Genomic DNA, 17,179 nt, shown 5'->3' with positions numbered 1-17,179 from the left:
TTGGCGTGGTCTCGATACGAATTCTCGGCTAGCGCCTCGAATTCACTCGACCAGCGTTCTATGGCACTCGACCACTGCCTGCGACACTCGACCAGCGTCGTACGACATGCGACCACCGTCGGTGCCGTCCGACCTTCGCACTAGCGTGAGGGCATGACATCTGGGCGCGCGTCGCTGAGTGCCGCGCAGGCTCGTCGCGTGGCACTCGCCGCACAGGGCTTCACGAACACCCCGAGACTGCGTACGCGGCGACCCTTCGACCCGGCACTCGAACGGCTGCACATCCTGCAGATCGATTCGGTCAACGTGTTCGCGCGCAGCCACTACCTGCCGGTCTTCTCCCGCCACGGCGGTTACGACGTGCCGCAGCTGGACAGACTGCTCTGGCGCAGCGGTGAGTACACCGAATACTGGGCCCATGAGGCCGCCTTCCTGCCGGTACACGACCGCGGTCTCTTCGCGTGGCGCATGGACGACTATCGCGCCCGGCATCGGCGGGAGGGGCGGGCCGGTGCGTTGTCGTCGACGATCGAACGGGTTCGCGCGCAACTCGCCGACGGCGGCCCGCAGTTCGTACGCGAGCTGGAGGAAGGCCCCCGCGCCAACCGCGGGCCGTGGTGGGACTGGAGCGAGACCAAGCGGGCCGTCGAGTTGATGTTCGCGTGGGGCGAGGTCGCGACGGCGGGCCGCGAGGGATTCCAGCGCAGGTACGCGCTCGCCCACGACGTGCTGCCGGCGCCGGCGCTGATCCCCGTCGAACGCGGCGAGGCGCACCGGATCCTGGTCGAACGCGCGGCGCAGTCGCTGGGCGTCGCTACTCTAGCCGATCTCGCCGACTACCACCGACTCAAGGCCGTCGACGCCAAGCCCGCGGTGCGCGAGCTGGAGGCCGACGGGGTGCTGCTGCCGATCGTCGTCGACGGCTGGGTCAAGAACGGGAAGCCGGAGCCGGCATGGCTGCATCGCGATGCGCGGGTACCGTCGCGCCTGGCGCCCGACGCGCTGCTCACCCCCTTCGACCCGACCGTCTGGTTCCGCCCGCGCGCCGAGCGGCTCTTCGATTTCCACTATCGGATCGAGATCTATACGCCCAAGGAGAAGCGGCGCTACGGCTACTACTGTCTGCCGCTGATGGTGGGCGGCAAGCTGGCCGGGCGGATCGACTTGAAGGCCGACCGGGCGTCGCGGGCCCTGCTCGTCCAAGCCGCATGGCAGGAGGACGGGGCGCCGGCGCGGACCGCCGAGGCCGCCGTCGAACTCCTCGCCCGAGCCGCCGGATGGCAGGGCCTCGACGAGGTGATCGCCACCGGCGTCGGCAATCTGGCGCTACCGGCGCGGTTCGACGCGGCGCAACACGCGTAGCGACCCGTGCGCGGACACCTCGTCGAACCGTCCGGAGTCGAGCGCCTGCCGGTAGATCTCATACGGCGGTCGGCCCCCGTCGGCCGGGTCGGGGAAGACGTCGTGGATGAGCAGGCCGCCGCCGACGCGGACCCACGGCGACCAGCCGTCGAAGTCGTTCTGCGCCGCGGCCATGCTGTGCCCGCCGTCGATGAAGACGAAGTCGACCGGGCGGCCCCACATGCGCGCACCCATCGTCGACGAGGCGATCACGCCGACGACCGTCTGCTCCAGCTCCGCGTCGAACATGGTTCGCCGGAATCGGGCCGACGTGTCGAGTGTGCCGGCGTGCGGATCGACGAGCGCGGTGTCGTGGTACTCCCATCCGGGCTGATGCTCCTCGGATCCGCGGTGGTGGTCGACGGTGGCGAGCAGCGCGCCGTGCGCCTCGCACACCGCGCCGAGGAAGACCGTCGACTTGCCGCAGTAGGTCCCGACCTCCACCCCGATTCCAACCGAATCAGGTTGTGCCAGAAAGGATTCCGCCGACTCGTGCAGGGCCAGCGCCTCGTCGAGCGGGAGGAACCCGGGTGCGTCGAGCGCGACCTCGAGACGGGCCTGGCTCAGCGTCGGGGGGAGGGTCGTCGGGGAATCCATGAGCTGATCGTAACCGGAGTTGAAACACGTTCTACACGCGTAGGCTCGGTAGCCATGAAGGCTCAAGTGTTGCGCGAAGAAACCGGTCCGAGCGGGTTCGAACTCGCCGACGTCGACGACCCGAAGCCCGCACCCGGGCAGTACCTCGTCGACATCAAAGCCTGCGGCGTCTGCTTCCCCGATCTGCTGATGAGCCGCGGGCTCTACCAGATGCGCCCGCCCGTGCCGTTCACGCCGGGCACCGAGGTGGCTGGCGTGATCGCCGAGGCCCCGGACGGGGGAGCGTACAAGGTCGGCGACAAAGTGCTGGTCACGGCCGGGATAGGCGGATTCGCCGAGAAGATGGCCGCGGTGCCGGAACAGATCCTGCCGCTACCGGAGGGGCTGACCTTCGCCGAGGGCGCTGGGATGGGCATCAACTTCCAAACGGCGATCTTCGCCCTCAAGATGCGCGCCCACGCGGCGCCAGGCGAGATCGTCGGCGTGCTCGGCGCGGCCGGCGGCGTGGGCGCTGCCGCGATTCGCGTCGCCAAGGAGATGGGCTGCACAGTCATCGCCATCGTCCACCGCACGGGTGCGGAGAAGATGCTGCGCGACGCCGGTGCCGACGAGGTGGTGCAACTGGAGGACGGCTGGGCCGCCCGGGTGAAGGAACTCTCCGACGGCGGCCTCGACGTCATGATCGATCCGGTGGGCGGCGACGTCTTCGACGATGCGCTGCGGACGATGGCGCCGGACGGTCGCTACGTGGTCATCGGGTTCGCCGCGGGCGGCATCCCGACGGTCAAGCTCAACCGCGTCCTGTTCCGCAACATCGACATCGTCGGCGCCGCCTGGGGCGAGTACATCCGAACCCATCCCGACGTCCCCGCGGTGTTGCACGACGAGCTGACCGAGATGATCGCCGACGGGATGCGACCGCCCGTCGACGTGACCTATTCGCTCGCGCAGCTTCCGCAGGCCCTACAAGACCTGCACGACGGGAAGGTTCGCGGCAAGGCCGTCGTCGCTATTGCGGACTGACCGGACCGGTGGAGCAGAACTTCCACGAGCCGTCCTCTTTGACCAGACGGTAGGTGTGCGGCACGTCGGGCGGCCGGGTCACGGTGGCCTGCGCCGTGTCGCCGCTAACCGTCACCGACGAGATGTCGACCGGGCGACGGTTGCCCGGGTCGACGGTGCTGTCGTCGTTCTCGTCGAAGTCGTCGCCCTCCCGGACCTCCTGGGCCTGTTCTTTGCACATCATGCTCAGCATCTTGGGCCCGTTGGCGGTGTCGACGGCCTCGGCGAACTTCGAGATGGTCTTGCGGACCTGCTTCTCCGGGGTGTTGGCGGCGTGGTAGGCGAATGCTCCCGCGCCCGCCGCGACGACGGCGACCGTCGCGATCGATCCCAGGGAGATCCACAGCTTCTTGCGCGATCGCTTGGGGGCGTCGGGCACGGGCGGCCCCGGGAAGGTCGACGGGGCGCCGGAAGGTCCCCACTGCTGCTGCTGGGGCGCTGACGGCATCGGGGCCGGCTGCGGCGGCGTCGACGGGAACGGTCCGGGCGGGAACGGCGAGGGGGCCGCGGGGAAGGAGGACGGCGCCGACGGGAACGGCTGCGACGGGTTCGGCTGTGGCGGACCCGGCTGTGGCGGACCAGGCGGGGTCCACGGCTGCTGTGGCGATTGCGAGGGGAACATCGGTTAGACCTCCACCGGTAGGGACATGATGCGGTCGAGTTCCGCCGCGAACGGGCGGACGTGGAGCTCGCCGTCGGAGTAGGCGAGCGCCTGCCCGGCGGGCAGGTCGGGCGAGACGCACAGGCTGTAGTCCGCGCCGTAGCCGGTCACCCGCAGGAGCCGTCGCGAGTCGATGGGGGCGCAGTCCTCCCACCCGTACCCGTCCCAGTCGGGGATGCCGTCGGGGCACTCCGCCCACTGCGCCATCGTGGTCATGTCCGATGGCGGGGTGAGTCCGCAGCTCTCGGCGTCGGGAGCGGAAAACCCGGCGTGGACGTCGCGCAGGAAGGTCTGCGCGGGTGCGGGCAGAGCTTCGAAGAAGGGCGGGTCGTCGGAACCGGATGAGGTGGGGCTCCAACCGATCCACAGCGCGTAGGGGTCGGCCGCGCCGGAGAGGATGTAGACGAGCATCGGCTGGTCCTCGGCGGGGGAGGAGATCGCCCGCACGTCGAGGAGTCGCGTGTGCAGCGCGTCGGCAAAGCGCGGCAGCAGGCCGAGGAATTCGTCATTCCACGACGCCAGGGCGGCCCGGCGCCGCTCATCCGCGCTCGACGCCCCGACGACGCCGCGCCATTGCACCGGCAGCTCGGGGAGCGCCGTCGAATCCGCGTCGAGGATGGTGAAATCCCCACCGCCGTAGAGGTCGAAGGCGGCGTCCAGCTGGTCTCTGTCGATTCCTGACACGGTGTCTCACTTACCTGCGTTGCTGTCGGCGAACTGGTTGATCAGGTCTTGGATTTCTCGCCGCTTGTCGTCTTGGAGCTGCTTGTACTTAGCTTGCCATTCCGGCTTCACCCCGGACATGGCGGCGACGTCGCGCGACCCCTTCTTGAAGTTGGTGCGCGTGCCGACCCAGGCGAGGTTGCTCGGCGAGTTCACAATCGCCCATTGCTGATCCGGGGTCAGCTCGGTGAACCGCGGCATCTGCATGATCTCGGCCTTCGGGACGATGTGGTCCGGGCTCACCGCCGCCTGTCCCTTGCGGGGACCGCGCGTGACCTCGCCGTAGGGCTGGCCGGTCGCTTCGTTGATCTGGGTGGGCGTGGGCATGCTCTTGCCCTGCAGCTGGATGTTGGGATACGGGAACATCGGCGTCTGCCGCTTGTCCATGATGTCGAAATGCGGGCGCACCGGCGAGTCCTTGGGCACGTAGACGTTGCCGTTCGGGCGTTGCGGAAGCGTGGTCGGCGGCGTCCAGCCCTTGGGAACGTTGGCGTTGGCGTTGGTCAGTGCCTGCTTGTCGGCCTGCGTCAGGGGATTCATCGGCGGCCCCGCGGTCTCGAGCTGCCGCGCCGCGGTGTTGCATTTGGACACTCGCTGACCGGCCGCGAGGATCTGCGCGTTGATCGCGTCGCGCTCGGCGTTGAGCTGGGCGGCCTCGGCGTTGTAGGCGTTGACCGCCCCGGCGTCGTAGCGGTTGACCGGCTGCGAGTTGTGCGCCGCGATGCGCGACTTGATCGACTCGACCTGGGCGCGCAGCCCGTCGGCCGCGGATGAGACCGTCTGGCACAGGCCCGAGTCCGCGAACGCGGGGGCGGCACTGCCGAAGGCGGTGGCCCCGAAGATGAGGGCGCCGGATACCAGCGCCGCCAGTACACGGTTCTTGCGGTTACGCGTCGTCATTGGCTGACTTTCGATCGTTCCGTTCAGGTGGACAGAACGATAGGTGCTCGCGGCGCGCGTGTAGATCGTCGAGATGACGAGCCGGTCGGGGCTTCAGTCGAGGTCGAAGAGCTCTGCGGCGTTGTCGTGCAGCACCCGGCGCAACCAGTCGTCGCCGAGATCCAGGCGGATCAGCGACTCGATTCCGTGCGCGTACGGGTACGGGATGTTCGGGTAGTCCGAACCCCAGAACACCTTGTCTGCCAGTGCTTTCACCCGCGGGAGCGCCTCGCGCGGATAGGGCGCGCCCTGCTCGGAGAAATCGGTGAAGCTCATCGTCGTATCGAGTCCGACGTTCTCGTAGCGCTCGGCGAGGTCGAGGAACTCCAGGTACTCGAAGGTCCCCATGTGCGCGACGATCAGCCGCAGCCTCGGGAAGCGCTTCAGGACGTTCTCGACGGGAGCGGGCCCGGTGAAGCGTCCGGGTGCCGGGCCCGAGCCGCAGTGGATGATGACCGGGAGGCCGGAGTCTTCGACGATTCCCCACACGTCGTCCAACTGCGGGTCGTCGGGGGAGAAGTCGCCGACCTGGATGTGCACCTTGAAGATGCGTGCCCCGTCCTCGAGCGCCTTTCGGGTGTACTGGGGCGCGCTGGGCTCCGGATAGAAGGTCGACGTGTGCAGGCAACGCGGCTGCAGCGCGGCGAACTCGGCCGCCCAGGTGTTCAGCCAGGCCGCCATATCCGGCTTGTGTGCGTAGAGCATCGACGTGAACGCCCGCACGCCGAAGGCGCTCAGGCCGTCGACGCGGGTCTGCTCTTCCGCGCGGTAGGTGATGGGCCATTCGCGGCCGAGGAGTGGGCCGGCGGAGTCGAAGTAGGCCCACACCTTGTCGAGGACGCTGCGCGGCATGAAATGCGTGTGGATGTCGATCAGCCCGGGCAGGCCCAACGGCTCCCACAGTCGGCGGACCGCCTCGGCTTCGGCGGGGGAGAAGGGAGTCGGCGTCGCGCCGGGCATCGGGTCGTCGGGGCACACGAGTCTCAGGGTAGATCGGGGTCGGCATCTCTGTGGCGCCACCCGTGTTGGGCGAAATACGTGAATTGCGTGATTTCTCACGTTTGTGGTCGGTAGCGTTCGGCGCAGCGCACCCGACTACGGGTCCGTGTGTCGATCAGGAGGAACCATGGGTTTGGAAACGCTGCTGCCGGGTCTGCTCGGTGGTCTGCTCGGCGGCAATGCCGCGGGAGCCAAGAACAACGTCGGCCAGGTGGGAAACAGCGTTGCCGGTGCGGTCGGCGGCCTGCTGGGCGGTGGCGGAATCGGCGCCCTGCTCAACGGGGTCATCTCTGACCCGAATGCGATCACCCAGATCCTCGGATCGGGCGTCGGCGGCGGCGTCGGCGGCGGCATCCTCGCCGCGATCCTCGGCATGGTCATGAAGAACAAGTCCTCGTAGCGCCGGAAGACGAGCGCCCGCACCCGAAGACGGGTGCGGGCGCTCGTTCTTTTCGGCGGTGTTGTCAGCCCTGCTTCGCCGACTTGCGCCAGTTCTTGATCGCGGTGCCGAAGACGGTGTTCATCTTCGTCCCGACGGGCCAGCCGGCGTAGTAGCAGAGGAACAGGGCGATCTCTTCGAGCTGTTCCGGGGTCAGCTCCCCGTTGCCGAGTGCGGCGGCCGACTGGATCTCCGCGACGTCGGTGTGGCCGTTGCCGGCGAGCAGACCGAGCAGCAGCAGCCGACGATCCCGGTTGGTCAGGCCCTCACGGCCCCACACCTCGGCGAAGAGTTGGTCGGCGGTGTGCGCGAAGTGCAGCCCGGGGCCGTCGGCCATCTCCCAGCCGTAGACCTCCGACATCTTCTCGACACCGCGCTTGCGTTGCGGCGTGCCCTCGCCGCCGACGGCCGATCCTGAAGTCACGCTGTTGTCCCTTCGTCGTCATCGATGATTCCCAAGCCGGGGGCGAGGTCGCGGCGCGCGATCGTGCCGAGCGGCAGGTCGACGCCGAGTTCTTCGCCCAGCGCCAAAGCCAGGTCGAGATCCTTGTTCCCCAAGTTGACCACGTGGGTGAAGACACCGTGCCAGAAGTCGTCGGGGGCGATCGGCGCGGTGGTGTCGCGCAGCATGATCGCGCCGGCTCCGCCGGTGATGGCGTCGGTGTGGCGGACCACCCGGCCCAGTTTGGCGATGTCGATGCCGGCGGCCTCGGCCAGTCGTGCCGCCTCGGTGGTCGCGGTGAAGGAGATGAAATGCAGGAGATTGCGCGCCAGCTTCATCCGCGTCCCGGCGCCCACGTCCTCGCCCGCGTGCACCACCATGTCACCGGCCAGTTTGAACGGTTCCTTGATCCGCTCGTACTGCTCGCGCGGGCCGCCGACCATGATCGCCAGCCGCCCCTGCTCGGCCCCGGGGGCGCCGCCGGAGATCGGCGCGTCGAGCAATTGCACACCCTTCGACGCGCAGTCGCCCGCCAGCTCGATCGCGGTCTGCGGACTGATCGTCGAGTGCACGGTGATGATCGTGCCCGGCTTCGCCGCCGACAACAGGTCGGCGACGACGGTGCGCACCTGCTCGTCGTTCACGACGCAGATGCCGACGATGTCGGCGGCCGCCGCGACCGCGGCGATCGAATCCGCCCGTGTCGCACCAGCACCGACCAGCTTCGCGACGGCCTCGTCGGAAAGGTCGAAGACGGTGAGCCCGCCCGGCCAGGCGGCCAGACGGGTGGCCATCGGGCCGCCGATGTTGCCCAGGCCGATGTAGCCGAGCGCCACGTCGTCGCTCATGGGCGGTAGACCTGACCGCCGTCGACGTTGAAGATCTGCCCGGTGATCCAGTTGGCCTCGTCGGAGAGGAGGAATTTGCACATGCCGACGTGGTCGTCGGGGGTGCCGAACCGCTTGAGGGGCAGCTTGCTCACCATGTCCTGGACCATCTCCATCGGCGTGGTGGAGCGGGTGGCCTCGGTGTCGGTGGGGCCGGGGGCGATCGCGTTGACGCGGATGTTGTTGCCGCCGAGTTCCGTCGCGAGCTGGAAGGTCAGGTTGTTGATGCCCGCCTTCGCGAGGCCGTAGAAGCCGCTGTACATGTAGGCCGCCGTCGAACTCTGGTTGACGATCGAACCGCCGTCCTTCATATGCGGGTAGACCGCGCGGGTGACGGCCAGCGCGCCGTCGAGGTTCACGCCCATGAACTTCTTGTAGTAGTCCCACGGCACGGTGATGAGGAAGTCGAGCTTCATGCCGCCGTAGATCGCGGCGTTGTTGACCAGGCCGTGGATGGTGCCGTAGCGCTCCACCGACTTGGCCGCGAGGTTCTCGGCGGACTCGGGGTCGGAGACGTCGGTGTGAACGTACAGCCCGCCGATGTCGGCGGCGACCTCCTCGCCGGCCTCGTCGTTGAGATCGGCGACGACGACATTCGCGCCCTCCTCGGCGAGCCCGCGCGCATAGCCCTCACCGATGCCGCCCGCGGCACCGGTGACGATGATCGTCTTACCGTCGAAACGTCCTGAACTCATGGTGTTGTCCTATCTCTGTTGGGTTGGCATTTCGTCTTGCGGGGTCTCGATACGGTTCCTCGGCTGGCGGCGGTCTCGATACGGTTCCTCGCCTAGCGGCTCGGATCCACTCGACCACCGCGGATTTACTCGTGCTTGGGTGCCCACTCGGTGTATTTGGGGTGCCCACTCGGCGGTGTCAGGCGGGCTTCGCGACGGATTTGGTCTCCAGGTATTCCTCGAAGCCGGCCACACCCATCTCGCGGCCGATCCCGGAGTGTTTGTAGCCGCCGAAGGGGACGTCGGCGGCGTACCAGATACCGCCGTTGACACCCATCGTCCCGGTGCGCACGGAGTCGACGACGTGGTTCACCCGCGCCTCGTCGGAGCCGTAGACCATGCCGGACAGCCCGTAGGGGGAGTCGTTGGCGATGCGGATCGCGTCGTCGTCGCCGTCGTGCGGCAGGATCACGAGCACCGGGCCGAAGATTTCTTCCTGCGCCACACGTGCGGAGTTGTCGAGGCCGGAGATCAGCGTCGGCTCGATGAAGAAGCCCTTCTCCTTGTCGGCGGGGCGGCCGCCGCCGCATTCGATGGTCCCGCCCTCTTCGACGGCCAGCTCGAGATACCCCTCGACCCGTTCGCGCTGGGCCGCGGAGATCAGCGGCCCGCAGATGGTGCCGGGTTTCGACGGGTCGTCGGCCTTCAGCCCGGCCATCGCCTTGCCGGTGGCGGCGATCGCCTCGGCGAGCTTCTCGCGCGGGACGAGCAGGCGCGTGGTGATCGCGCAACCCTGCCCGGCGTGGGTGACGACGTTGAACGCGGCCATGCTGCAGGCGCCGTTCAGATCGGCGTCGTCGAGGACGATGAACGCCGACTTGCCGCCGAGCTCCAGGAACACCTTGGTCAGGTTCTGCGTGGCCGCGGCCATCACCTTGCGCCCGGTGGCCGTCGACCCGGTGAAGGAGACGATGTCGACGCGGGGATCGGCCACGAGTTGTTCCCCGAGGGAGTGATCCGACGAGGTGACGATGTTGATCACGCCGGGCGGGAAGTCGGTCTCCTCGGCGATGACCTTGCCGACGAGAGCCGCGGCCCACGGGGTGTCCGGGGCGGGTTTGAGCACGACGGTGCATCCGGCCGCGAGCGCCGGCCCGATCTTGGCGAAGTTGATCTGGTGCGGGAAGTTCCACGGGGTGATGGCCCCGACGACACCGGCGGCCTCGTGGCGGATCTCCCGCAGATTCGGGATGCCCATCGGCTCGGCACGGCCCAGATCGCGGGTCCACTCGTAGTTCTCGGCCAGGTCGGCGAAGTAGCCGAGGTCGCGCACCGGGCCCTCGAACTGCGGGCCGCCGGTGAGGAAGGCGGGGGCGCCGACCTCCTCGGTGGTCAATGCCCGGAACTCGTCGCTGTGAGTGAGCAGCGCGTCGCGCAGTTGGCGCAGACACCGGGCGCGCAAGGCGTGGTCGCGCGACCAGCCGGTGGTGTCGAAGGCGCGTCGGGCGGAGTCGATCGCGGCGTCCATGTCGTCGGGCCCGGCGTCGGCGGCGTGGCCGATGACCTGCTCGGTCGCCGGGTTGAGGATCGGGAAGCTGCCCTGCGAACCGGGGACGAGCTTGCCGTCGATCAGCAGGTCAGAGCTGTTTTGTGGGCGCAAGGTCATGGAATCTCCCTCGTCGGGCGCGGTGCGGGCGTCGGCGGCCCAGTTACTGGGCCACCGTCTGGACAAGTGTCTAGACGTGAGTACAAACGTAGTGTAACGTCGCTCACATGTCCACCCCCGCAGCAACTTCGGTTTCGACCGAATCCACCCGTCGACGCCTGACCGCGCAGCAGGCGGAGACGGTCGCCAAGCTGACCGACGCCGCCGTCGAGGTCCTGCGCGCCGACGGCTTCGACGGCCTCACGGTGCGCTCGGTCGCCAAGCTGGCCGGCGTCGCGCCGGCGACGGCGTACACCTACTTCAGCTCCAAGAGCCACCTCGTCGCCGAGGTGTTCTGGCGACGGCTCGCCCAGGGGGTGCCCGAGCCGGACATGAGTGCGACACCGGCGCAGCGCGTCGTCGAGCTGCTGCGGTCGATCGCGCTCATCGTCACCGGCGACGGCGATCTGGGCGGAGCGGTCACCGTCGCGCTGCTGGGCACCGACCCCGACGTCGAGCACCTGCGCCTGCGCATCGGCGGGTTCATCCGCCGCCGCCTCGCCGACGCGCTGGAGGTCGACGCGCAGAACCCGGGGCCCGTCGTCGAGGCGCTGGAAATGCTGTACGCCGGCGGCCTCGTCCACGCGGGTATGGGCCACATGTCCTACGAGGACACCGCCGACCGCCTGACCGAGGCGGCCCTGCTGATCTTGAAGGAGCACCAGTGAGCACGACGATCGCCGGGATGGAGCACCGGCTGCCCTTCGACCCGTACGCCTACGACTTCCACGAGGACCCGTACCCGACCTACGCCCGCCTGCGGGCCGAGGCGCCGGTCTACTACAACTCGACGCTCGACTTCTGGGCGCTGTCGCGGCACCAGGACGTGCGGCAGGCCTTCCGCGACAACGTCTCGCTGTCGAATGCGTGGGGGGTCTCGATGGACGCGATGTCCTACGGGCCCAACGCCAGCAACGTGATGTCCTTCCTCGCGATGGACGACCCGAAGCACCTGCGGATCCGCAAGCTCGTGTCCAAGGGGTTCACCCCGCGACGCGTGAACGAGTTGGCGCAGCGGATCCGTGAGCTCACCACCGAGCACTGGGATCAGTGCTTGGAGAAGGGCGAATTCGACTACGTCGCCGACTTCGCGGGCAAGCTGCCGATGGACGTCGTGAGCGAATTGCTCGGCGTCCCGGTCGCCGACCGCGCCTTCCTGCGCGAGCAGTCCGACCTGCTCATCCACCGCGAGGAGGGCGTCCTCGACGTCCCCGAGGCGGCGATCCACGCCTACCTCGCGCTCTACACCTACTACAACGAGCTGGTCGCCGACCGCCGGAAATCACCCGGCGACGACCTCGTCTCGGCCCTGCTGGAAGCCGAGATCGTCGATGAGGAGTCCGGCGAGCACGTCGCGCTCACCGACGAGGAGATCAACGGCTTCATGATGCTGATGGTCGTCGCGGGCAATGAGACGACGACGAAGCTGCTGGCCAACGCCGCTTACTGGGCGCATGAGAACCGCGATCAGCTGACCCGCGTCCTCGACGACCCCGACCTGGTGCCGTTGTGGACCGAGGAGACGCTGCGCTACGACAACTCGACGCAGATGGTGCTGCGCCGGGTCGTGGCCGACGCGGAGTTCGGCGGCATCGTGATCCCGGCCGAGCAGCGCGTGCTGTTGTTGGTCGGCTCGGCCAACCGTGACGCCGAGGTGTTCGGCGACGACGCCGACCGGTACGTGCTGGGCCGCGAGGTCGGACAGAACCTGATGAGCTTCGGGCTCGGCACCCACTTCTGCCTCGGCGCCCACTTGGCGCGGCTGGAGAGCAATATCGGGCTCGACGCGGTGGCGCGCAGCGTCGCCGGGTACGAACTCGACCTCGAGAACGCCGAGCGCGTCCACTCGGTCAACGTCCGGGGCTTCGCCAGCCTCCCGATGAAAGTGACGGCCCGCTGATGCCCGCCTTCGGACCGCACCCCGACCGTCGACCCGTCTTCGTCGCCGGCGCCTCGTCGGGAATCGGGGAGGCGACCGCACGATGGCTTGCCAAGGCCGGCTACCCCGTCGCCCTCGGTGCCCGCCGCGTCGAGAAATGCAAGGAGATCGCCGAACAGATCATCGCCGACGGCGGTGAGGCGATGGCCGTCGCGCTCGACGTCACCGACAACGACTCGGTGCTCGCCGCTGTGCGCGAGGTCGAATCGGCTTGGGGGCCAATCGAAATCGCGGTCGCCGGTGCCGGCGACCTCGGTATCGGACGGGCGCACGAGATCTCTGTCGAGAAGTGGGCCGAGCAGATCGACATCCACCTCGTCGGGGCGTTCCGGCTCTACCGTGCGATCGTGCCCGGGATGATCGAGCGCCGTCGCGGCGACTTCGTGTTCATCGGCTCCGACGTCGCCGTGCATCCGCGGCCCTGGTCCTCGGCCTATGTCGCCGCGAAGACCGGCGTCGACGGCCTCGTCGCGACCGCGCAGATGGAACTGGAGGGCACCGGGGTGCGCGCCAGCATCATCCGCCCCGGCCAGACCCTCACCGGGATGGGGATGAACCTCGACCAGGAGGAGACGACGGCGATGCTCAACGACTGGATCGCCTTCGGCCTCGCGCGGCACGGCAACTTCCTCTCCCCGGACAACCTCGCGCAGGCCATCGGGGCGATCGTCGCGATGCCGCCCGGCGCGCACATGCGCGTCGTGGAAGTCGAAGCCGAAGGCAAGCTCACCTCCGAGCGCAAAGAGTGAAAGGCCCACTATGACCACCCAGACCCTGCCGAAGCGGGTATCCGGCGGCGACGGCGAACACGGACACCTCGACGAGATGTCCACCGATCCGATCGAACTGTTCTGGCGCGTCCGACGCGAATGCGGCGACGTCGGGATGTTCCAACTCGCCGACCGGGAAGTCGTCCTGGTCTCCGGTGCGAGCGCGAACGAGGAGTTCTTCCGCGCCCCCGACGAGCTGTTGGACCAGGCCGCCGCCTATCCGTTCATGACGCCGGTGTTCGGCGAGGGCGTCGTCTTCGACACCTCGCCGGAGGAGCGCTCCAAGGCCTTGCACAACCAGGCGCTCAAGGGCGCCCACATGAAGCAGCACGCCGTGACGATCCCCAACGAGGTCGAGCGGATGATCGCCGATTGGGGCGACGAGGGCGAGATCGACCTGCTCGAGTGGTTCGGCGAGTTGACGCTCTACACCTCGTCGTCCTGCCTGATCGGCCGGAAGTTCCGCGAACGCCTGTCCAAGCGGATTTCGGCGATCTACCACGACCTCGAACGCGGCACCGACCCCTATGCGTACGTCGACTACCACGCCGACATCGAGAGCTTTCGACGCCGAGACGCCGCCCGCGCCGAGCTGGTGACCTTCATGGCGGAGGTCCTCGCCGAGCGGGAGGCGAACCCGGAGCAGGACAAGGACAACCGCGACCTGCTCGACGTGCTCGTCTCGTTGAAGAACGAGGACGGGACGCCGATGTTCTCCGCCGACACCGTCACCGGCATGTTCATCTCGATGATGTTCGCCGGGCACCACACGACGCAGGGCACCGCCGCCTGGACGCTGCTGGAATTGCTGCGGCACCCCGATTACATGGCCGACGTCGTCGCCGAGCTCGACGACATCTACGCCGACAAGGGGGAGGGGCGCGCCGAGTATTCGTTCGCGGCGATGCGCCAGATCCCGTTGCTGGAAGCCGGGATCAAGGAGGCGCTGCGGCTGCACCCGCCGCTGATCATCCTGATGCGCGTGGTCCGCGAGGATTTCGAGGTCGAGGACACGCTGGTGCGCGAAGGGCAGCTGATCGCCGTGTCGCCAGCGGTCAACAACCGGCTGCCGGAGGACTTCCCGGAGGCCGATTCCTTCGACCCGCACCGCTACATCGACCCGCGCCAGGACGACATCATCAACCGCTGGACGTGGATCCCGTTCGGCGCCGGGCGTCATCGCTGCGTCGGTGCCCAGTTCGCGATGATGCAGCTCAAGGCCATCTTCTCGGTGCTGCTGCAGAACTACGAGTTCGAGCTGGCCCAAGACCCGGAGAGCTACCACAACGACCACTCGAAGATGGTCGTCCAACTGGCCCAGCCGTGCCGGGTGCGGTACCGGCGTCGGCAATCGTGAGGACGGTGGTGAGCATGCGAGTCGAAGTCGACCTGGATCTGTGCCAGGGGCACGGCATGTGCGAGATGGAGGCGCCCGAGGTCTTCGAGGCGCAGCGCGACCACGTCGAACTCCTCGACAAGGAACCCGACGAATCGCTGCGCCCCGCCGTCGAGGCCGCCGTGCGCTACTGCCCGACCCAAGCCCTACGGATCGTCGAAGACTGACCGGGGTCTCGATATGCGGCTGTCTGGGTCTCGATACGAATTCTCGGCTAGCGCCTCGAGTTCACTCGACCACCGATCGGCGGCGGTGGGTCCGGTGGTCGGCGGTGGATCCGGGGTGGTCGAGATCTCGATACGACCGCTCCTTCGTCGCGATCACTCGATCCGGCGGTGGATCCGGGGGTGGTCGAGTGGATCCGCGCTGGTCGAGTGGATCCGAGCCGCTAGGCGAGGAACCGTATCGAGACCTGACGACATGCCAAGCGAGATGACAACAAAACGTGATCAACGAAAGAGGGACTGACACCATGACCGAGATCAGCGCCGCCACCAGTTTGGGGCCGTTCGACCGCGACGAGCTGGAGGAGATGAAGACGCGGTGGCTCGCCGCGAATATCGAGGCGGAGAAGGCCGGCGATTGGAAGCCGCTCGCCGACTTCTACACCGAGGACGCCACCTACGGCTGGAACTACGGGCCGCAGAAGGACTTCATGGCCGTCGGTCGCGATGAGATCCGCGAGCTGGCGCTCGGCCAGGAGATGGAAGGGCTGAACGGGTGGACCTACCCGTATCAGACCTGGGTCATCGACGACCGCACCGGCGACATGATCGGGCTGTGGAAGCAGGTCTACGAGCGCACCCGCGCCGACGGCACGCATTACGCGCTCGAGGGCATCCAGGGCAGCTGGTTCAAATACGGCGGTGGTTTCCAATTCGCATGGCAGCGCGACTTCTTCGACTACGGAAACGTCTCGTCGTTGTTCATCGAGTTGATGACGGACAAGGCGATGAGCGACGAGATGCTGGCCCGCGTCGAGAAGTCGGCACCGGGCAACCTGCCGGGGTGGTACGACTTCGGCAAGGCGCCCGTGAAGTTCTGGTGACGCGATGACCGATACAGCCCGTCGGACATCGCAAGCAGACTCCTCGTCGTACGCGTCCTTCGCGAAACAACAGTTGGCCACCCTCCTCCCGGAGCTGCTGCTCTCCGGCCAGTTGATCGACCGCAGCGGGATGGCACACCTGATCGGCGCCTTCGGTCGCGAGGGGATGACGCAGGTCGCGATCGAGGAATGGATGGCGGCGAGCCCGGTGTACACCGGGCGGATGCGGGCCGCGCTGGGGATCGACGGCGACGGCGTCGTCGACATGTTCAAGTGTTTGCAACTCGACATCGGGGCGCCGCCGCAATTCATGGACTTCCGCTACGTCGTGCACGACGAATACCACGGCGGATTCGTGCTCGACCACTGCGGCGCCCTCATGGACGTCGAACCGATGGGCGACGACTACGTGACCGCCATGTGCCACGACATCGAGGATCCGACCTTCGATGCGACGGCGATCGCGACCAATCGTCGTGCTCGCATCCGGCCGGTACACCGGCCGCCGCGCATGCCGTCGGACCGTCATCCGCACTGCGAGTGGACGGTGACCATCGAGCCCGACCGCGACGAGCTGCCGCTGCCCGAGGTGACGCTGCCGGTCCTCGAGACGGCGGCGGCCGATGTCGTGCTGAGCCCGATCGACGGGGCCGCATCCGACGGGCTGGTCGACTATCGGGGGCCGCTCGTCGAGGACTTGGTGTTCGGCGACTTCGCCCACACCGCGCTGGTGCGCATCGCCGAAGAGGTCGCGCTGCAACACCATCTGCTGGCGATCGGGTTCCGGCTGTCGGTGACGCGGCGCGCGGGCGCCGACGTCGCGCGCGAGATCACCGGCAAGCAGCTGATCGGGATCGCGGGCATGACGTCGGAGCGGTTGCGCGATGCGCTGCGCCTGGGCGACAGCGCCGCCGACCTCGTGACCGTCCTGCGCGCGCATCCGATCCTCGGACCGCGGCAGTACACGGGGGTCGTCGTCGAAGAGAGCGGTTCCGGGGACGGTGTGCGGATCCGCGTGCCGCAGGATTCGCCGGCGCAGCGCGACGGCGGCTGGATGGACTTGCTCACGCCCGAGTTCACCGCTCCGCTCGACGCGATGGTCTGCGGGGTCGACTCGCGGTGGGCGGTGGCCGGGGCGCGGTTGAGCGACGGCGAGCTGGTCGTCGACATGGCGCGCGGCGAACCCCGCAAGGAAGCGGGGGAGGTCGCGATCGTGCGCTTCTCCTCCGGTTCGACCTTCTCCTTCGCCGACCGGGGCCGCGCCGTGCCGCTGGTCCCCATCCCGATCACGCCGATCGGCTAGTCGCCGCGCTGGGCACCTCGCTCCCGCCGGGTCTCGATACACCTTCTCGGCTAGCGCGGTCTCGATACACCGACTCGGCTAGCGCCTCGTCGGCACTCGACCACCATCTACGGCACTCGACCACCGTGGAAAGCAAAACCCCGCCGGGCGCCGGGTCGTATCGAGACCTGGGCACCCAAACCACGCCGAGTGGG

19 protein-coding genes are annotated in these 17,179 nt (G+C 68.1%); 10 read left to right on the top strand and 9 right to left on the bottom strand.

From position 1 onward, the window contains the following. Positions 1 to 153: 153 nt before the first annotated feature. Entirely contained in the window at positions 154 to 1,362 is a 1,209-nt protein-coding gene (locus HUN08_RS14640) for a winged helix-turn-helix domain-containing protein (RefSeq protein WP_124248519.1), read from the top strand. Here the strand turns inward: HUN08_RS14640 and HUN08_RS14635 are convergent. After that, positions 1,327 to 1,998, bottom strand: a complete 672-nt coding sequence (locus tag HUN08_RS14635) for a class I SAM-dependent methyltransferase (RefSeq protein ID WP_124248520.1) — start codon at positions 1,996 to 1,998, stop codon at positions 1,327 to 1,329. The genes HUN08_RS14640 and HUN08_RS14635 overlap by 36 nt on opposite strands. 54 nt (positions 1,999 to 2,052) lie before the next feature. Here HUN08_RS14635 and HUN08_RS14630 point away from each other — a divergent pair, with 54 nt between their 5' ends. Next, on the top strand, positions 2,053 to 3,021 hold the full coding sequence (locus HUN08_RS14630; protein ID WP_124248521.1) for an NADPH:quinone oxidoreductase family protein: 969 nt from the start codon (positions 2,053 to 2,055) through the stop codon (positions 3,019 to 3,021). On the opposite strand, the gene HUN08_RS14625 is transcribed toward HUN08_RS14630, so the two are convergent. From HUN08_RS14625 to HUN08_RS14610, 4 genes are all read right to left on the bottom strand, one after another. Then, positions 3,008 to 3,682 carry a hypothetical protein gene (locus HUN08_RS14625; RefSeq protein WP_124248522.1) on the bottom strand — a complete coding sequence of 225 codons (675 nt, stop codon included), beginning with the start codon at positions 3,680 to 3,682 and terminating at the stop codon, positions 3,008 to 3,010. The two genes, HUN08_RS14630 and HUN08_RS14625, sit on opposite strands and share 14 nt — an antisense overlap. Before the next feature lie 3 nt (positions 3,683 to 3,685). Further along, positions 3,686 to 4,405, bottom strand: a complete 720-nt coding sequence (locus tag HUN08_RS14620) for a hypothetical protein (RefSeq protein ID WP_124248523.1) — start codon at positions 4,403 to 4,405, stop codon at positions 3,686 to 3,688. A 6-nt stretch (positions 4,406 to 4,411) separates the two neighbouring features. Continuing rightward, a complete protein-coding gene (locus HUN08_RS14615) occupies positions 4,412 to 5,344 on the bottom strand; it encodes a hypothetical protein (protein WP_124248524.1) in 933 nt (310 codons plus the stop codon). A gap of 93 nt (positions 5,345 to 5,437) precedes the next feature. Then, positions 5,438 to 6,370, bottom strand: coding sequence for an amidohydrolase family protein (locus HUN08_RS14610; RefSeq protein ID WP_301547002.1), 933 nt, complete (start codon positions 6,368 to 6,370; stop codon positions 5,438 to 5,440). Between the two features lie 139 nt (positions 6,371 to 6,509). Between HUN08_RS14610 and HUN08_RS14605 the strand changes: the two genes are divergently transcribed. After that, complete coding sequence (locus tag HUN08_RS14605; RefSeq protein ID WP_124248525.1) at positions 6,510 to 6,782, top strand: hypothetical protein; 273 nt, start codon at positions 6,510 to 6,512, stop codon at positions 6,780 to 6,782. Between the two features lie 64 nt (positions 6,783 to 6,846). Here the strand turns inward: HUN08_RS14605 and HUN08_RS14600 are convergent, their stop codons facing one another. The 4 genes from HUN08_RS14600 to HUN08_RS14585 form a co-directional block, all read right to left on the bottom strand. Continuing rightward, a complete protein-coding gene (locus HUN08_RS14600) occupies positions 6,847 to 7,182 on the bottom strand; it encodes a carboxymuconolactone decarboxylase family protein (protein WP_301547001.1) in 336 nt (111 codons plus the stop codon). A 59-nt stretch (positions 7,183 to 7,241) separates the two neighbouring features. Beyond that, positions 7,242 to 8,111 carry an NAD(P)-dependent oxidoreductase gene (locus HUN08_RS14595; RefSeq protein ID WP_124248527.1) on the bottom strand — a complete coding sequence of 290 codons (870 nt, stop codon included), beginning with the start codon at positions 8,109 to 8,111 and terminating at the stop codon, positions 7,242 to 7,244. Further along, positions 8,108 to 8,845: an SDR family oxidoreductase gene (locus HUN08_RS14590; RefSeq protein ID WP_124248528.1), complete on the bottom strand. Its 738-nt coding sequence runs from the start codon at positions 8,843 to 8,845 to the stop codon at positions 8,108 to 8,110. The genes HUN08_RS14595 and HUN08_RS14590 overlap by 4 nt, the downstream gene beginning before the upstream one ends. Positions 8,846 to 9,023: 178 nt before the next feature. Beyond that, on the bottom strand, positions 9,024 to 10,490 hold the full coding sequence (locus HUN08_RS14585) for an aldehyde dehydrogenase (RefSeq protein WP_124248529.1): 1,467 nt from the start codon (positions 10,488 to 10,490) through the stop codon (positions 9,024 to 9,026). Between the two features lie 107 nt (positions 10,491 to 10,597). On the opposite strand from HUN08_RS14585, the gene HUN08_RS14580 reads away from it, so the two are divergent. The 7 genes from HUN08_RS14580 to HUN08_RS14550 all read left to right on the top strand — a co-directional run bounded on the left by HUN08_RS14580 (position 10,598) and on the right by HUN08_RS14550 (position 16,985). Further along, entirely contained in the window at positions 10,598 to 11,197 is a 600-nt protein-coding gene (locus HUN08_RS14580; protein ID WP_124248530.1) for a TetR/AcrR family transcriptional regulator, read from the top strand. A gap of 17 nt (positions 11,198 to 11,214) precedes the next feature. Then, positions 11,215 to 12,429: a cytochrome P450 gene (locus HUN08_RS14575; protein ID WP_124248573.1), complete on the top strand. Its 1,215-nt coding sequence runs from the start codon at positions 11,215 to 11,217 to the stop codon at positions 12,427 to 12,429. Beyond that, on the top strand, positions 12,429 to 13,217 hold the full coding sequence (locus tag HUN08_RS14570) for an SDR family oxidoreductase (RefSeq protein ID WP_124248531.1): 789 nt from the start codon (positions 12,429 to 12,431) through the stop codon (positions 13,215 to 13,217). Before HUN08_RS14575 ends, HUN08_RS14570 begins: the two co-directional genes overlap by 1 nt. A gap of 10 nt (positions 13,218 to 13,227) precedes the next feature. Beyond that, positions 13,228 to 14,595 (top strand): cytochrome P450, encoded by a 1,368-nt coding sequence (locus tag HUN08_RS14565; protein WP_124248532.1) that lies wholly within the window; start codon positions 13,228 to 13,230, stop codon positions 14,593 to 14,595. A gap of 14 nt (positions 14,596 to 14,609) precedes the next feature. Continuing rightward, positions 14,610 to 14,801 (top strand): ferredoxin, encoded by a 192-nt coding sequence (locus tag HUN08_RS14560; RefSeq protein ID WP_124248533.1) that lies wholly within the window; start codon positions 14,610 to 14,612, stop codon positions 14,799 to 14,801. Positions 14,802 to 15,106: 305 nt separating this feature from the next. Continuing rightward, positions 15,107 to 15,682, top strand: a complete 576-nt coding sequence (locus tag HUN08_RS14555; protein ID WP_124248534.1) for a nuclear transport factor 2 family protein — start codon at positions 15,107 to 15,109, stop codon at positions 15,680 to 15,682. A gap of 4 nt (positions 15,683 to 15,686) precedes the next feature. Beyond that, a complete protein-coding gene (locus HUN08_RS14550; protein WP_124248535.1) occupies positions 15,687 to 16,985 on the top strand; it encodes a hypothetical protein in 1,299 nt (432 codons plus the stop codon). Positions 16,986 to 17,179 lie beyond the last annotated feature (194 nt).

The organism is Gordonia sp. X0973, assembly GCF_013348785.1.
GTDB lineage: Bacteria > Actinomycetota > Actinomycetes > Mycobacteriales > Mycobacteriaceae > Gordonia.
This window is presented reverse-complemented; position numbering and strand designations above follow the sequence as displayed.

What these genes read in the sequence shown, in the direction of transcription:
- HUN08_RS14640 (WP_124248519.1), top strand. Translation starts at nt 154, where the DNA reads ATGACATCTGGGCGCGCGTCGCTGAGTGCCGCGCAGGCTCGTCGCGTG.
- HUN08_RS14635 (WP_124248520.1), bottom strand. Translation starts at nt 1,998, where the DNA reads ATGGATTCCCCGACGACCCTCCCCCCGACGCTGAGCCAGGCCCGTCTC.
- HUN08_RS14630 (WP_124248521.1), top strand. Translation starts at nt 2,053, where the DNA reads ATGAAGGCTCAAGTGTTGCGCGAAGAAACCGGTCCGAGCGGGTTCGAA.
- HUN08_RS14625 (WP_124248522.1), bottom strand. Translation starts at nt 3,682, where the DNA reads ATGTTCCCCTCGCAATCGCCACAGCAGCCGTGGACCCCGCCTGGTCCG.
- HUN08_RS14615 (WP_124248524.1), bottom strand. Translation starts at nt 5,344, where the DNA reads ATGACGACGCGTAACCGCAAGAACCGTGTACTGGCGGCGCTGGTATCC.
- HUN08_RS14605 (WP_124248525.1), top strand. Translation starts at nt 6,510, where the DNA reads ATGGGTTTGGAAACGCTGCTGCCGGGTCTGCTCGGTGGTCTGCTCGGC.
- HUN08_RS14600 (WP_301547001.1), bottom strand. Translation starts at nt 7,182, where the DNA reads ATGTCGGAGGTCTACGGCTGGGAGATGGCCGACGGCCCCGGGCTGCAC.
- HUN08_RS14595 (WP_124248527.1), bottom strand. Translation starts at nt 8,111, where the DNA reads ATGAGCGACGACGTGGCGCTCGGCTACATCGGCCTGGGCAACATCGGC.
- HUN08_RS14590 (WP_124248528.1), bottom strand. Translation starts at nt 8,845, where the DNA reads ATGAGTTCAGGACGTTTCGACGGTAAGACGATCATCGTCACCGGTGCC.
- HUN08_RS14585 (WP_124248529.1), bottom strand. Translation starts at nt 10,490, where the DNA reads ATGACCTTGCGCCCACAAAACAGCTCTGACCTGCTGATCGACGGCAAG.
- HUN08_RS14580 (WP_124248530.1), top strand. Translation starts at nt 10,598, where the DNA reads ATGTCCACCCCCGCAGCAACTTCGGTTTCGACCGAATCCACCCGTCGA.
- HUN08_RS14575 (WP_124248573.1), top strand. Translation starts at nt 11,215, where the DNA reads ATGGAGCACCGGCTGCCCTTCGACCCGTACGCCTACGACTTCCACGAG.
- HUN08_RS14570 (WP_124248531.1), top strand. Translation starts at nt 12,429, where the DNA reads ATGCCCGCCTTCGGACCGCACCCCGACCGTCGACCCGTCTTCGTCGCC.
- HUN08_RS14565 (WP_124248532.1), top strand. Translation starts at nt 13,228, where the DNA reads ATGACCACCCAGACCCTGCCGAAGCGGGTATCCGGCGGCGACGGCGAA.
- HUN08_RS14560 (WP_124248533.1), top strand. Translation starts at nt 14,610, where the DNA reads ATGCGAGTCGAAGTCGACCTGGATCTGTGCCAGGGGCACGGCATGTGC.
- HUN08_RS14555 (WP_124248534.1), top strand. Translation starts at nt 15,107, where the DNA reads ATGACCGAGATCAGCGCCGCCACCAGTTTGGGGCCGTTCGACCGCGAC.
- HUN08_RS14550 (WP_124248535.1), top strand. Translation starts at nt 15,687, where the DNA reads ATGACCGATACAGCCCGTCGGACATCGCAAGCAGACTCCTCGTCGTAC.